Raw genomic sequence first — 15059 nt, forward strand, 5'->3', positions numbered from 1 at the left:
GCATCACCGGCCGGAGCCCGGGACTGCGTGCCGCCAGGCGTGCCTGCGCCTGCCGTTCCGTGGTCGTCGGCAACGGGTCAGCCCGGTAACTCACTCGAACAGCTTTTTGAGCCAGCTTTTGCGCCGGCCTTTGATCAGCCAGAGCGCAAGTCCCACGCCGGCCATGACGCCGAGGGTGATACCCAAGCCGATCCACATGTTCTTGTGCTGCCGATTGGCATGGCTTTTCTCCGCCGGCGTGAATTCTTCCAGGAATTCTTCACTACCATCGGAAAAGGGTTGCTTCGCCATAGCGGCCTCCTTGCTTGGTGCCGGGGCGGGCTGCGACCCGGGCCGCGCCAGCGCCGGTTTGCGATCAGTCATCACTGCCTCATCGAAAAAGTTTTCCGTATAGGTCATTTTTTCCTCCGTTTGCGCGGCGGCTTTTCCTGCGGGCGTTGCCTGCGGGCGGCACGCGGCTTTTTCTCCACCAGCACGAAATCGAGCAGCCGCTCGCTGACATCCACCTTCACCACTTTCACGCGCACGGGGTCTCCCAGCCGGTAAACCCGCCCGCTGTTCTGGCCTTTCAGGCGATACGCCTTCTCTTCGAAGACATAATAATCATCCTCCAGGTCGCTGATGTGCACCAGCCCCTCCACCATGAACTGCGGAATCTCCACAAAAATGCCGAAGGCGACCACGCCGGAGATCAAGCCGTCGAATTCTTCGCCGAGGAAGGAGGCCATGAACTCGACCTGCTTCATTTTGATCGAGGCGCGCTCGGCTTCCAGCGCCACCAGTTCACGCTCCGAGGCTTTTTGCGCGGCGTAATCGAGTTTACGCTCGTACCAGTCGTGCAGTTCCGGGCGGTAGCCGCGGGCATATTCCTTCAACATGCGATGCGCGATCAAATCCGGATAGCGGCGAATCGGCGAGGTAAAATGGGAATAATGCTGAAAAGCCAGACCGAAGTGGCCCTTGTTGGTGACCGAATATTTCGCCTTCATGAGCGAACGCAGCATCACGTTCTCGATGAGGTCCGCCTCGGGGGTTTTGGCCACCTGTTCGAGAAAATCGCTGAGCAGCTTGCTGGTCACCTGCTGCTGATGATCGAACGTGAAGCCCAGCGCTTTGACGAACAGGGCGAAATCCTTCATCTTGAGCGGATCGGGCGCTTCGTGGATGCGATAGATGAACGGCGGCTTGTGCTTGGATTGCCTGCGCAGGGTGAGGTCAATGTGCTGCGCCACGGTTTGGTTGGCGAGCAGCATGAATTCCTCGATCAGGCGGTTGGAATCCTGCCGCACCTTGCGCCGGATTTCAACCGGATGGCCCTGCTCGTCGAGAATGACTTTCACTTCCGGCATGTCGAAATCGAGGCTGCCGTTGCGCAGGCGGCGCCGGGTGAGCGTCCTGGCCAGCCGGTTCATGCGTCGCAACGTTTCATCTATTTCCGGCGATACTGACTCTTTGCCGTCGATAATACGCTGCGCCTGCTCATAATTCAAGCGCTTTTTGCTGTGGATAATTGTTTCAACAATCTGATAGTTTACCAACCGGCCGCGCGGTGTGATCTCCATCAGGCAGGAAAACGTCAGCCGGTCGCAATCCGGTTTCAGGCTGCAGAGATCGTTGCTCAGGCGCTCGGGCAGCATCGGCACGACACGATCGACGAGGTAAACCGAGGTGCCGCGGTTCAGGGCTTCGCGATCGAGTGCGGAATTCTCCTTCACAAAATGGCTGACATCCGCAATGTGGACGCCCAGTTCGTAATGGCCATTGTCCAGCTCCCGCAGGCTGACGGCGTCATCGAAATCCTTGGCATCTTCGGGGTCGATGGTGAAAGTCAGCAGCGTGCGCAGGTCCAGTCGTCGCGCCAGCAGCTCGGGGGTGGGTTCCATGCGCAGATTCTCCGCCTCGCGTTCAACCTCGGGCGGAAATGCGGCTGGCAGGTCAAAGGCATAGGCGACAGACAAGACATCGACACCCGGCTCACCGGGAAAGCCCAGCACCTTGACCACGCGGCCTTCGGGATTTTGCAGCTCATCCTCCCAGGATTCAATGGTGACCGCGACTTTTTGCCCGGGCCGGGCGTCATTGAGGTTTTCCTCCGGAATGTAGATGTCATGCAACAGCTTGATGTCATCCGGCTTGACATAATAAAAATGCCGGCCGCGTTGCAGCAGGCCCACAATGTTGTTGCGGCTGCGCTGCAGAATCGCCACCACCCGGCCCTCCGGCCGGCGGCCCGAGGGGCGGGCGAACAACTCGACTTTGACCAGATCGCCGTTGAGCGCGGTGCGCATATTCTTCTGGGAGATGAACACCTCCTCCTGGCCATCGCCCGCCAGCAAAAAGCCATAGCCCTGGGTTTTCACATGCAATTTGCCGGTGAGCGTCGAGGACGGCTGCACGTGCGCAAAATGATTACGGCGCAACTTGGCCACCAGACCCTGTTGCGCCAGGGAGCGGAGCAGGTTGCGATATTCCGCGTATCTTGCCGGCGGAACATGCAGCAGACGGGCCAGCTCCTTGGCTTTGAATTGGCGGGCGGGTTGTTGCGCCAGCACTTCCAGTGTGCGCTCAATCAAATCTTTCATCGTGTTGCACTCATTGCAATGTCCCCCCGGCCAGGTCACGCAGGCAGGCGGCTTGACGGACGGGAGAGGTTGTCGCGCACTTCGCACAAGTGCGGCAAATGGGGGCGTGCCACCGTCGTGCACCGGCAGGCGCGGCCTCGCCCGTGCGCGATGACAGCGTTGTGCGGTATTGCGGTTTGCCGGTCACTGCTGCAGGGCCTGCATGATCTCATCACACAAATGCCCGGCGGCCTCCGCCGTTGGCGCCTCCGACATCACGCGCAAAATCGGTTCGGTGTTCGAGGCGCGCACCTGCACCCAGGAGCGGTCCCGCAGGATCTTGATGCCGTCGAGCCGGTCCATTTGCTCGTGGGCATAAATCTCCTCGAGCTTTTGCAGAACAGCCGCGGCCTTCTGCTTGTCGGGCAACGCCAGCTTCCTGCGGCACATGGTATATTGCGGCAGGGTGCGGTTGAGCTCACTAAGCGGCATCCCGGCGTCGCTGAGATGTTGCAGGATGAGCGCAATGCCCACCACTGCATCGCGGCCGAGATGCACCTCCGGCAAAATCACGCCGCCGTTGCCCTCGCCGCCGATCACGGCACCCACTTCGCGCATGCGCCTGGCAACGTTGATCTCGCCCACTTTGGTGCGCTCCAGCGGGCAGCCGTATTTCGCCGCCAGATCATCCAGCACGCGCGAGGTGGAAACATTGGCCACCACTTTGCCGCGCTTGCGGCGCAGCATGAAATCGACCGCGAGCGCCAGGGTGTATTCCTCCCCCAGCGGCACACCCTTTTCGGAGACCAGGGCCAGGCGATCGGCATCGGGATCCACCGCCAGACCGAGATCGGCATGATGCGCCGTAACGGCACGGCCAAGCTGCCCGAGATTTTCCGGCATCGGTTCGGGATTGCGCGGAAAGCGGCCATGCGGCTCGAGATTGAGATACACCGCCTCGCAGCCAAGCTGTTCCAGCAGTTGCGGCACAATGACACCACCGGCGCCATTCACGCAATCCGCCACCACTTTAAACCGGCGGCGGCGGATTTGTTCGACATTGATCTCCGGCAGGCTGAGCACGGCCTGCAAATGATCCCCCACGGCATTGCTGTAGCTGGTCAGCCGGCCGAGTTGTTCCCAGCTTTTGCGCGCGTAGCTGCCGTTGACGCGCAGAGTGTTGACTTTCGCGCCCTCCGCTTCATCGAGAAACAGGCCGTCGGGCGCAAGCAGCTTGAGGCCGTTCCACATCACCGGGTTGTGGCTGGCGGTGAGAATGATGCCGCCCGCGCTGTGCTGCTTCTCGGTGGCGAATTGCGTGGTGGGCGTGGGCGCAATACCGAGGTCGACCACTTCGCAGCCAGTGGCGAGCAGGCTGCCGGTAACCAAGCCATGCAGCATGGGCCCGGAGACGCGGGAATCACGGCCGATAACCACACGGCCGCCATTGCAATAAGTTCCAAAGGCCTGCGCAAAGGCAATCACAATTTCGGGGGTCAATCCTTCGCCGATCACCCCGCGTACGCCGGAGATGCTGATCATCAGTTGAGACACGGGAGCTCCTTGCAGTGCAGACAAGATGAATTGTTTTGTGTGACAGATGGCAATGAAAGCCGCGCCTGCGTGCCCCTGCAGGCGACAGCGGGCGCCGCGCGCCGGGTGTGCTGCGCCGGTGCAACGCAGGTCGCGTGCTAGCAACCAAGCGGGGCTTCGCCCCGAAAATCCAGGAGGGCCGGCGAAATGCCGGCGCAAATGCCGGATTCCTGCCGCGACGCCATGGCACCCGGCATTTTATCGCCATCCGACCTTGCGGGCAGGCTTGTGCTCACGCGACTTGAAAATCCTCCCCGGAAAATTTCACCGCCGGATATTCGCGCAATTTCCTTTTGAAAATGTCGGCGATTTCCGCCAGACGCTCCTGCGTCTTCGCTTCGAAGCGCATGACCAGCACCGGCTGGGTGTTGGAGGCACGCACCAGCCCCCAGCCGTCGCCGAACAGCACGCGCGCGCCGTCGATGTCAATGACGGGATAACTCTTTTTGAAATGCGCGACCAGGTCGGCAACGATGTAGAATTTGTCTTCATCGGAGGCTTCGATGCGAATCTCCGGGGTGGAGACGAACGCCGGCACCTCGTCGTGCAGCTCCGCCATGGTGCGGCCGTCGCGCGTGAGAATTTGCATCAGGCGGCCGCTGCCGAAGATGGCGTCGTCGAAGCCATAATAGCCGTCGCCAAAGAAGATGTGGCCGCTCATTTCGCCGGCCAGCGGGGAATGCACTTCCTTCATTTTGGCCTTCAGCAGCGAGTGGCCGGTCTTCCACATCAGCGGTTTGCCGCCGGCTTTCTCGATCATTTCCGGCAGCGCCTGGCTGCATTTGACATCGAACACGATGGTCGCGCCGGGATGGCGGGTGAGAGTGTCGCGCGCAAACAGGGCGAGGAGCTTGTCCGCGAAAATGGGACGGCCGAGATTGTCGATGATGCCCATGCGATCGGCGTCGCCGTCATAGCCGATGCCGAGGTCGGCTTTTTCGGCGACGACTTTTTCACGCAGATCTTTGATGTACTTCATCACTGTGGGATCAGGCAGGTGATTGGGGAAATTGCCGTCCGGCTCGCAATAAAGCCGCACCACCTCACACCCCAGATCTTCCCACAGTTGCGGGGCAAACAGGGCGCCGCAGCCGTTGCCGGGATCCACCACAATCTTGAGCGGCTTGTGGAGCGTGACACGCTGTTTGATGGCGGCAATGTACGCCGGCGTGAGATCGCTGGTCTCCAGCCGGCCGCGGCCCGAGGCGAATTGCCCGGAGCGGATAATCTGATAGAGTTGCTGAATATCCTGGCCATACACCGCGCCGACGCTGATGGCGCCGTCGTCCGCGCGCAGGCCTTTGGACATTTTGAAGCCGTTGTACTCGCGGGGATTGTGGCTGCCGGTAATCATGACCCCGCCGTCCGCCTGGCAATGAATGATGGCGAAGTACTGCGTGGGCGTGGGCACGACGCCAATGTCGATGATGTCGGCGCCGCAGCCCAGCATGGCCGGCACCAGCGCATCACGCAACCGCCCGGAAGACAGGCGCAGATCGCGGCCGACCACCAGCCGCTTGCGCCCCTGTGCCAGCATCCAGGTGGCGAAGGCTTTGCCAATGAGTGTCACGTTTTCGTCGATGAGATCGGTTGCTGCAATGCCGCGAATATCGTATTCGCGGAAGATCGTGCTGCTGATCACCCTGAACCTCCATTCTGTGTTTGCGCGATGACGTGGCGGGGCCTCCCGGCATAATCCGTGAGAATCTCCAGCTTCGCGAAGTGACCTTCCCGAAAGAGTGCTGCAATTTGGGCGTGGCGTGGGCTGGCCATTTCACAGGCCACCCAGCCGCCGGCCGCCAGGTGCGTCTGGCAAAACGTCACAATACAACGGTAGTATTCCAATCCCTCCTGCACAAACAGTGCGGTGGCCGGTTCATACTCCCGGATTTCCGGTTGCAGTGTGTCACGCTCCTTCCAGAGGATGTAGGGCGGATTGGAAACGACAAAATCGAACTGCTCGCCGGCGGAAAACGCGCCGGGATCACACATGTCCGCCAGGCGGAAGTCGAGGCGTGCCGCCATCTGATGGCGCTGCGCGTTGCGCCGGGCGGTGGCGAGCGCCGCCGCCGAGTTGTCGAGGGCAACGATTTGCGCTTGTGGCAGATGCGCCGCCAGCGTGATGGCGATGCAACCCGAGCCGGTTCCGAGGTCGAGGATGCGCGCGCCGGCCCGCGGCCGCGCCAGTGCGATGACTTTTTCCACCAACAGCTCGGTCTCCGGCCGCGGGATCAAAACCGCGGGATTGACCTCGAACTTTAGGCCGTAGAATTCCCACGACCGCAAAATGTACGGCAGCGGTTCACGCTGCAGCCGGCGGTGCACAAACTCACGCGCCGTCTGCTGCTGCGGCAGCGTGAGACAGCGGTCGTGATCTTCATAAAGAGCGGAGCGCTTGATTTTGAGCAGGCCCGCCAGCAGCCATTCCGCTTCGGACTGTGGTGCGGGCAACCCTTCATGCTGGAAGACCGTGGTGAGGTGACGAATGAGTTGGGGCAGGGGCAAATCCAACTGCAGGGGACAGGGAAACGCGGCGGCAGCGGCCACTGCGTGCTGCCGGTCGCGCGCTGGCGCACCGGCCTTCTTGTTCGTGTTGGCGAGCGACACCCGCACTCACACTTCCTGCTTGAGCTTTTCCGAACGCTCGGCGAGCGCGAGCTGTTCGATGAATTCCTCGAGGTTGCCGTCGAGCACCTCCTCGAGGCGGTAGACCGTCAAACCGATGCGGTGATCGGTGACGCGATTTTGCGGGAAATTGTACGTGCGAATCTTGTCACTGCGGTCACCGCTGCCCACCATTTGTTTCCGTGCACTGTCGATGCGCGCCCGCTCTTCGCTTTGTTTCATTTCCAAAAGCCGCGAGCGCAACACCCGCAGCGCCTTGTTCTTGTTCTTGAGCTGTGACTTTTCGTCCTGGCATTGCACCACCAGCCCGCTGGGAAGATGGGTGATGCGCACCGCGGAATCGGTGGTGTTCACGCTCTGCCCGCCCGGCCCGGAGGAACGGAAGACATCGATGCGCAAATCGTTCGGGTTGATCGCGATGTCAACCTCCTCGGCCTCCGGCAGAACCGCCACACTGGCGGCGGAGGTGTGAATGCGGCCGCTCTGCTCGGTGATGGGCACCCGCTGGACGCGATGCACGCCGCCTTCATATTTCAGCTTGCCGTAGGCCCCCGTGCCGGTGATCTGAAAGATGATTTCCTTGAAGCCGCCGATGCCCTGGGCATTGCTGGAAAGCACCTCCACCTGCCAGCCCTGGCGTTCGGCGAAACGGGTGTACATGCGATAGAGATCACCGGCAAACAAGCCGGCCTCGTCCCCGCCGGTGCCGGCGCGGATTTCCATGATGGCGTTGCGCGCATCAGCCGGGTCACGCGGCACGAGCAGAAGTTTGAGCTCTTCCTCCAGTGCCGGCAGCCGGGCCTCCAGCTCCTGCAATTCTGCCGCCGCCAGCTCACGCAGTTCACGATCGTCACTTTCTTCCAGCAACCGGCGGTTGTCGGCAATGCTGTGCTGCAGCGCCTTGTAGGCGTGATATTTCGCGACAATGGCTTCGAGTTCGGTGCGCTCCTTCGCCACTTCCCGCAAACGCCTGGGGTTGGCAACCACCTCGGGGCGGCTCAGCAGTTCATTCAATTCGGCAAATCGGCTTTCCAATTTATCAAGTCGGGCCAGCATCGCTTCCCTTCCCAGTGTTCTTTGCAGGCAGGGCGGCGGGGAGGGTCGCGCCCGCCACCATTATCCCGGTCAGGCCGGTTTGGCGGACAACGCCTGCCCGCTGTCAACGACGACGTTTGGCAACGCCGTGACATCCCGGCCGAGCGCGGCTTGCAGCGCAACGATCGCGACTTCCAACTGGGCGGCATCCGGCTCGCGAGTGGTCAGGCGCTGCAACCACAATCCGGGCGCAATCAGGGCGCGCCAGCAGGAATGGTGATAACCCACGGCAGACAGGCGAATCAACTCGTAGGAAATCCCGCCGATTACAGGGATGAACAGCAGCCGCACCAGCCGCTCACCCACGGTTTCGGGGCGGCCGAGCAGCATGAACACCAGAATGCTCACGATCATCACGAGCAACAGAAAGCTGGTGCCACAGCGGGGATGAAAACGTGAGAAGCGTGCGGCATTGGCCGGGGTCAGTTCGAGATTCGCTTCATGGTTGAAGATGCTTTTATGTTCGGCGCCATGATACTGGAAGACCCGCTGGATTTCCCGCAGACGCGCTATCAAAACCACATACCCCAAAAAGAAAGCCATGCGAATCAGGCCATCGATGAGGTTGAACCAGAAGCCGGAACGCGCGCCGGTCAGATCGGTCAGCACCAGCGGCAGATAAAAGAAAAGCGCCAGCCCCAGCGCGAGGGTCACCGCCAGCGTCAGCCCCATTTTGAGTTTTTGCAAGCCGGGCCGGGGTTGGCCGGGTCGCAGGCGCTTGTTGTTGCGCGCGGGCTGGGCATCCAGCTCGGCGAGATCGCCGGAATAGGTCAAAGCTTGCAGGCCGAGCACCAGCGCTTCCAACAACACCACGGCACCACGAAAAATCGGCCAGGCGAGAATTTTGTAACGTGCCAGCAGCGAGCGGTAGGGCTTTTTCCAAACCATGATTGCGCCATCCGCACGGCGGCATGCAACGCTCACCATCTCCGGCGTGCGCATCATCACCCCCTCGATGACCGCCTGCCCCCCGACCATGAGTTGACTGTCCGCCATGGCGTCGTGAATACTTTCCTGTCTTGTAATTTGAAGGCCGGCGGCCTGTGGCCGCCCTCCTGCCTGACCCGCGAGACGCGCTCTTGCCCGCAGCCGTCCCGTCACAAACAAAAAAACGGAATACATGCCCGTCACGCGCGCGAGGATGCATTCCGTTCATCTCCAAAAAAGGTTGCTATGCCGGGGTTGCCGCGCCTTTGGATGAGCTCTGGTATTTCTTCATGAATTTCTCGACGCGGCCGGCGGAGTCGACCAACTTCTGTTTGCCGGTGAAGAAAGGATGGCATTGCGAGCAGATTTCAATGCGCTGATCACCGACGGTGCTGCGCACCCGAAAGGTATTGCCGCATGCACAGGTGACCGTACCCAAACGATAATTGGGATGGATGTTTGCTTTCATCGTGATTTGATCTCCAAACCTAGCTCTTGTTTTTGCGCGGTGCGCAATATACAACCACCCCGCCGTAAATGCAAGCGCATTCTCGGCCCTTGTGGCCTGCCGATTGCGCACGCCGAGTGCGAAGGCCGGCCGGCTCAGTGTTCCGGCGCCACGCGTGCCAGCACGATCGCAAACACTTGTTCAATCCCTGCCAGGTGCAAAGCCGCCGCACACTCCTTCACGGTGGCGCCGGTGGTGAGCACATCATCCACCACAAAAACCCGGCGCACGGACGGCGGCACAGGCCTGCCCGGGGCGAAAGCGCCGGCGAGATTGTGTGCCCGTTGCTCCGCGCTCAGCCCGACTTGCGGGGTGGTGAAGCGGATGCGTTGCAATGCCCCGGACAACACCGGCAGTCCCCAACTCCTGCCCAGCGCCTGCGCGATCAACAAGCTTTGGTTGAAGCCTCGCTCCCGCTGCCGGCGGGGATGCAAGGGCACCGGCACCAGGGCCGTGCTTTCCGCCTGCACCGGCAGGAGGAGATGCGTGGACAGCGTGGCGCGCAGCCGCATCGCAGCGAGACTGCCCAGCACACCCGCCAACGCCGGCCGGCCGTGATACTTCACACTCGGAATCAAAGCAACCATTGCGTCACGATAAAACCAGGCGGCAAAATCGCCATGAATGCCGGCGGTGCCGCCTGTCTCAGGCTGCCAGTACCGGGCGGCCGGAATCTCGGCCTGTTCCACTTCATGCCAACAGCGCGGGCAGCAGAAGGGATTTCCGCTGCACACCTCGAGGCCGGCACAGATCAGACAACTCGGCGGGTAAATGAGATCAAGGAAGTCCCGCCACAAATTTTGAATCGCCCCGACCATGCTCCCCCCTTGTCGCATTCAGCGGCCACCGCCCAGCGGAAAGGTGTAGGCAAACGCCAACTGTGGTTCAAAACGGCGCTGAACTTTGTATTTCTGAGCCGTCTGATCGTACCTGAAAGTCCAGGCATAATCCAAGTAGAGGATCAGAAATTGATTGAGTTTGTAGCCGATGCCGATGCGCGCCGCTGAATTCTCGTCCATGCGGAAGACGTCGGAGAGTTTGTCGATGCGGGTGTCGTCATACAGGCCGCGCGCCGCGATGTTGGGCACGGCTTCCGGGATGGTGGCTTCCAGGTGCAGCCGGCCGCTGTTCGGCACGCCGTCCAGGCGCTCGAAGCTGCCGAGCAAACGCAGCGTGTTCAACACCTGACCGTAAAGCAGGCCGTAGGTGCCGCGCAGATTTCTGCGCTGCGCTTTCAGCGACTCTTGCTTGTTGCGGCGCTCGAGTTCATAGATTGGGCCGAAATAGCCCGGCAGGAACTGGCGATCGAGGAAGCGGCGTTCCAGTTGCGCGCCGACATCCAAAAGGCCGGCCAGCCCGCCGAGATGCAACTCCATGCCGAGCGCCTGGCCGCTGCCGTAATCCACGATCTTGGCGGCCTCGCCATACAGGACGTAGTTCACGAGAGCGGTCTTGATGATGGGCAGCTCGACATCGAAGCCGAATTCCGCGATGCCGTCGTCGGTGCCGCGATATTCGTCGGGATCGATGTCGGTGACATAGGTTGCGCCGATGGCAAAATTGCGCAGAATGGGGGCGTTGGTGGCGAGTTGCAGCGGCCGGTAGTAGAGGCGGCCGCCAAAAATCTCGCCGCGGCCAAAATTGCTGGTCATGCTCTCGAAGCCGCCAATGCCGAAATCAAAATCGAATTCCATGCCGACTTTGCGCTGGTCGATGATCAGCGAGTTGTTGTAGTAATTCATGATGAAGCCGTGTCCCAGACGGGCGGCATCCAGACTGCCCACGCGCGCATAAACGGGATCGGGATGGCGTTTGCGGCTGTAGCGCACATAGCGGAAGAGACGCAAAAAGTCATAGCCCTGATCCCAATCTTCATCGCGCAGATTGCCGGTTTCCACATCGAAACGCAGCGGAATATCCAGCCCGATTCCCCATTTGCCGAAGGCCAGATCCGGGCGCATGTTCATGGTGAAATATGATTTGCCGTCGATTACCGAAACGCCAACGCCGCCCGTCACCACGCCTTGATTCTGCAGCACATGCTCATACATGGAAGTCTGTGCCCTGCCGTTGCGCAGCGGGCACACACTTGCGGCCGCCAACAACACCGGGATGATCCACCAACGTTGCGCTTGCATATTTGTCTCCTGTTGAAGGAATTCAGATTGAAAGGTTGCGGCAAAATTATTGAAGGAGGTCTGGATTTACCAGGAAAAAAACTGGACGCGGGGCAACCGCCCCCGCCTGCCGAAAGCGTGGGCGTTGAGTTCGGCAACGATCAGGCCCCAAAAACGGGGTGGACTTGACGTTCTCATTTGGCAAAAAAAGATCCAATTGCCGCGTCAAAGCGGGCCAGCGTACTCCTTCCAACTCCAGCAGCCGGCGTTTGATTGTCGTGCCTGCGGAAAAACCGCCGAGTTTGCCATCGCTCGCCACGACGCGATGACAGGGAATAAAGATCGGAATGGGATTCGCGCCCAAAGCCTGGCCCACGGCGCGCACGGCTCTGGGATTGCCCAGGCGCGCCGCCACCTCGCCATAAGTGTAAACCTGGCCGTAGGGAATTTTGCTCACCAGCCGCAACACCCGGCCGGTAAAGCCACCCGGCACAAAACGCCAGTCGATCGGCGCGGAAAAGCTCGTCAAGCGGCGCTGGAAATAATCGCGCAACTCGGCGACGATGGGAGCCGTGGCCTTTTTGTCGCGGATGATCCAGGCCTCGGGCTGTTTCGCCTTCAAGGTTTCTTCAATCTCGAAGGGGGTGGCCTCGGAGAACGCCGCCAGACACACGCCCGCGGCCGTGCTGGCGAACCACAGAGGGCCCGTCAGCGGATGAGGCACGAGATCATAGTAAATCTGCCGCTGCCGCATCGTTTGCTTGATGGCCGCGCGCAACAACGGCGCCCGTTGCCGCCCTCCCATCTCCTGCACCAGCTTCTCCAGCCCGGTCAGCACTTCGCGATAGAGCGCAAACTCACGCCCGCAATCGGCGCACTCCGCCACGTGCCGGTGCAGGCGCTGTTCATCCTCGGCGGTGAGATTGCCGAGATACAACGCCATCACCACGTCTTCACTGATATGGCCGACAAGCTGCATAACCCCTCCCCGGTGTTGTGGAGGTTCCTTATCTGTGCGACCGTGCCGGCATTGCCGGCAGCGGCTGATCCTGCCAGCTCACAGTTGGCCGGTTTTCCTCACCTGCACCTGCATCAGAATCTTTTCCTCCGGGTCGATGACCAGAGCCTCGGGCGCTGCTTGCGCGGGCAGCGCAAAGGTCACCTCCCGTTCCGCGATCCACTGTTCATGACGTGCTTCCCGGCCCTTCACCTGCAGCGCCACCTGCAGCGGCAGGCGGAACAGGGCACCGCTTTGCGTCTGCCGAATCCGTACTTGCACCTGCCGCCGCGCCGGCTGCCACTGCCAATCGACCTGCAACTCGGGGTGGCCGGGCTGCTGCAGCCACTGTGCAAAGAACCACGCCAGGTCCATGCCGGAGACCTTCTCCATCACCGCCTGAAAATCGCTGGACAACGCCGTGCCATGTTTGAACTGTGAATAATAGCGTCGCATTCCCTCCCCAAAATGCGACTCTCCCACCACGCCGCGCAGCATGTGCAACACCCACGCGGCTTTGGCGTAGTTGTTTGCACTGAGCAAGCGGCGGTAATCCGTGATGGTAGTATCGAGTATGGGTGCCGGGTTGCGTGAGGCGGCCTGCAAATAGCCGGCGCGTTGATCCCGCAGGACAGCACGGTATTCCGCCGGCCCGGCAATGTGCTCATAGAACAAAGCCGTACCGTAGGTGGCAAACCCTTCACTCAGCCAGAGATGATGCCAGTCTCCCGGGGTGACGGCATCGCCGAACCATTGATGGGCGATCTCATGGGCTGCGGTGTGTTCCACCTCGCGGTCTTTGCCAAAACTTTGCTCGGCGAGGAAAATGGCACCGGCATTTTCCATGCCGCCGTAGCGCGTGGCGGCCTGCACCAGCGCCAGCTTCTCATAGGGAAAAACTCCGAACCGGTTGGTGAAAAACTCGAGCATCGCTGCTGTCCGGCTGAGCTGAAGGTTGACGTCAGCCGCGTCTTCCGGATAGGCATAAATGGCCACCGGCACGCCGGTGGTGGTGGGGAGATGCGTCACTGCAAACGCCGCGGCGCCGAACACCATGCAATAAGTTGGAATCGGTGCGCGCTCGCGCCAGTGCCAGACTTTCATGCCGGGCGCGGCATCTGTGACCGCCACCAGCCGGCCGTTCGCCACCACTGTGTAATGCGCCGGCAGCGTGAGGTGAAAGTCCACCGCGGCCTTGTCCGAAGGATGATCGATGCCCGGAAACCAGTGGCGGCTGTAATCCGGCCAGTTGTCGGCAAAGATAACCCGGCGGCCGAATTTGTTCTTCCGCATCACCAGACCTTCCTGCGGCACGCCGTGATAGGCAATCGTCACCGCCAGCGTGTCGCCCCTCCGGCGGTGGGGCGGCAGCGTCACCGTGAGGCCCTCCGCATCGGGTGTGAATGCCAGCCTCTGCCTGCCACTGAGCACTTGCGTGACTGTCATGCTTTTCAAATTCAGGTGCAGGGTCGAATCACCGGCATCACGTACGATGACGGCGAGCGTGGCCTCACCCTGAATGTGATCACTGGCCTCGGCGAACTCCAAGCGCAGGCGGTAATGCCAAACATCGAAGGCCGGCTGGCGCGGGTATCCATCCACCGCCGGCCGCGCCACGGCAGAGAGGGCGAGGCCGAAAAGCACCGCCACCCGGCCGCGGCGGAATTCAAGGCTGGCTTTCATCTTTTTCGACTGCTGTTGCCGGCGGCTCGACAAATTGCAATCCGGAATGGACACGCAGAAAAGCCATCCCCACGCGCTTGCGATTCGCCTTGAGTTGCTGCACCATCGCGGCAAAGGGCTCATCCACCACCTGGCGGTTGCGCGGCCGGGAGGAGGCATGCCGGGCCACCAGCCCGCCATGGTCCGTGCGAATGAGAAAGCCCACATGGGCCGAAAAAATGCCTGGTGCTTTTTGGATGATGCTGAAGATGTCGCCGGTGCGCAGGCTGTCCTGAATCGCGAGCAGGTATTGCTCGGGAACGTATTTGATGGTCATGGTTTCGGGCGGCGGCACGTCAACCAGCTCGCTGTCGGGCACGCCGAGATGGCGCAGGAGTTGGCGCCGGTTGATGGTTTTGGTCATCGTGCGGCAGTACTTGCCGCCCACCGCCGCGGTGACGTCGTGCAGCAGCCAGGCATTGTTGGGCACCCAGTCAGCATGGGTGAAATGATTGCGGCGGCGCAAATCGATCTCGCCGTTGCGATAGCGAATGCGCTGCAGGTTGTGAAACATCTCCACGTAATTCCGCGAGATGGCCAGGGCCAGCATCTGCTCGGTGAAGGTGACGCAATCCGCGCGGGTGAAGTCGATCAGCGGATCACGATCATACTTGGCGTCCGGGCCCTCGCCCAGGCAAAAGAGGGCATAAGGCGTGCCCTTGGCCCGTTCCGAGAAGAAAGCCAGGCGCTGCGTCAGGCTGGTTTCACGCGCCGCCACTTCCCGAATCAAAGTATCGATTTCAGCAGTCGACATCACAAATAATGCCCTGGGTGCCAGCCGCACCTCGTCCGGGATGACAAAGCGGCCATTGGACACCGGCTGCGCGCCAGCCGGCACAACCCACAGGACACTGCTCAACAGCACCGTCACTCGTCGGAACAAAGTGGTCTCCTTGCTTTGGCTTGTTCGTAAA

At 61.1% G+C, this 15059-nt stretch carries 13 protein-coding genes; all 13 read right to left on the reverse strand.

Annotation, left to right across the window (positions count from 1 at the left end; genetic code table 11):
* Positions 1–90: 90 nt before the first annotated feature.
* Positions 91–399: a hypothetical protein gene (locus tag ONB52_14670; GenBank protein ID MDZ7417379.1), complete on the reverse strand. Its 309-nt coding sequence runs from the start codon at positions 397–399 to the stop codon at positions 91–93.
* Positions 396–2582, reverse strand: coding sequence for a ribonuclease R (gene rnr, locus ONB52_14675; protein ID MDZ7417380.1), 2187 nt, complete (start codon positions 2580–2582; stop codon positions 396–398). Before rnr ends, ONB52_14670 begins: the two co-directional genes overlap by 4 nt.
* Before the next feature lie 183 nt (positions 2583–2765).
* Positions 2766–4115: a phosphoglucosamine mutase gene (glmM, locus tag ONB52_14680; GenBank protein MDZ7417381.1), complete on the reverse strand. Its 1350-nt coding sequence runs from the start codon at positions 4113–4115 to the stop codon at positions 2766–2768.
* A gap of 271 nt (positions 4116–4386) precedes the next feature.
* Positions 4387–5793 (reverse strand): phosphomannomutase/phosphoglucomutase, encoded by a 1407-nt coding sequence (locus ONB52_14685; GenBank protein MDZ7417382.1) that lies wholly within the window; start codon positions 5791–5793, stop codon positions 4387–4389.
* Positions 5793–6767 (reverse strand): peptide chain release factor N(5)-glutamine methyltransferase, encoded by a 975-nt coding sequence (prmC, locus tag ONB52_14690; GenBank protein MDZ7417383.1) that lies wholly within the window; start codon positions 6765–6767, stop codon positions 5793–5795. Before prmC ends, ONB52_14685 begins: the two co-directional genes overlap by 1 nt.
* Positions 6768–7835, reverse strand: a complete 1068-nt coding sequence (gene prfA / locus ONB52_14695) for a peptide chain release factor 1 (protein MDZ7417384.1) — start codon at positions 7833–7835, stop codon at positions 6768–6770. It lies immediately after the preceding gene.
* Between the two features lie 69 nt (positions 7836–7904).
* Positions 7905–8870, reverse strand: a complete 966-nt coding sequence (locus tag ONB52_14700; GenBank protein MDZ7417385.1) for a DUF1385 domain-containing protein — start codon at positions 8868–8870, stop codon at positions 7905–7907.
* A gap of 175 nt (positions 8871–9045) precedes the next feature.
* Positions 9046–9270, reverse strand: a complete 225-nt coding sequence (gene rpmE / locus ONB52_14705) for a 50S ribosomal protein L31 (protein MDZ7417386.1) — start codon at positions 9268–9270, stop codon at positions 9046–9048.
* A 134-nt stretch (positions 9271–9404) separates the two neighbouring features.
* Entirely contained in the window at positions 9405–10145 is a 741-nt protein-coding gene (locus ONB52_14710) for a hypothetical protein (protein ID MDZ7417387.1), read from the reverse strand.
* Positions 10146–11447, reverse strand: a complete 1302-nt coding sequence (locus ONB52_14715) for a hypothetical protein (protein MDZ7417388.1) — start codon at positions 11445–11447, stop codon at positions 10146–10148.
* A gap of 46 nt (positions 11448–11493) precedes the next feature.
* Positions 11494–12405, reverse strand: coding sequence for a methylated-DNA--[protein]-cysteine S-methyltransferase (locus ONB52_14720; GenBank protein MDZ7417389.1), 912 nt, complete (start codon positions 12403–12405; stop codon positions 11494–11496).
* Positions 12406–12483: 78 nt separating this feature from the next.
* A complete protein-coding gene (locus ONB52_14725) occupies positions 12484–14106 on the reverse strand; it encodes a M1 family metallopeptidase (GenBank protein MDZ7417390.1) in 1623 nt (540 codons plus the stop codon).
* Positions 14090–15028, reverse strand: coding sequence for a DUF1460 domain-containing protein (locus ONB52_14730; protein ID MDZ7417391.1), 939 nt, complete (start codon positions 15026–15028; stop codon positions 14090–14092). Before ONB52_14730 ends, ONB52_14725 begins: the two co-directional genes overlap by 17 nt.
* Positions 15029–15059: the final 31 nt, after the last annotated feature.

The sequence above is a fragment of the candidate division KSB1 bacterium genome, assembly GCA_034506255.1.
GTDB lineage: Bacteria > Zhuqueibacterota > Zhuqueibacteria > Zhuqueibacterales > Zhuqueibacteraceae > Coneutiohabitans > Coneutiohabitans thermophilus.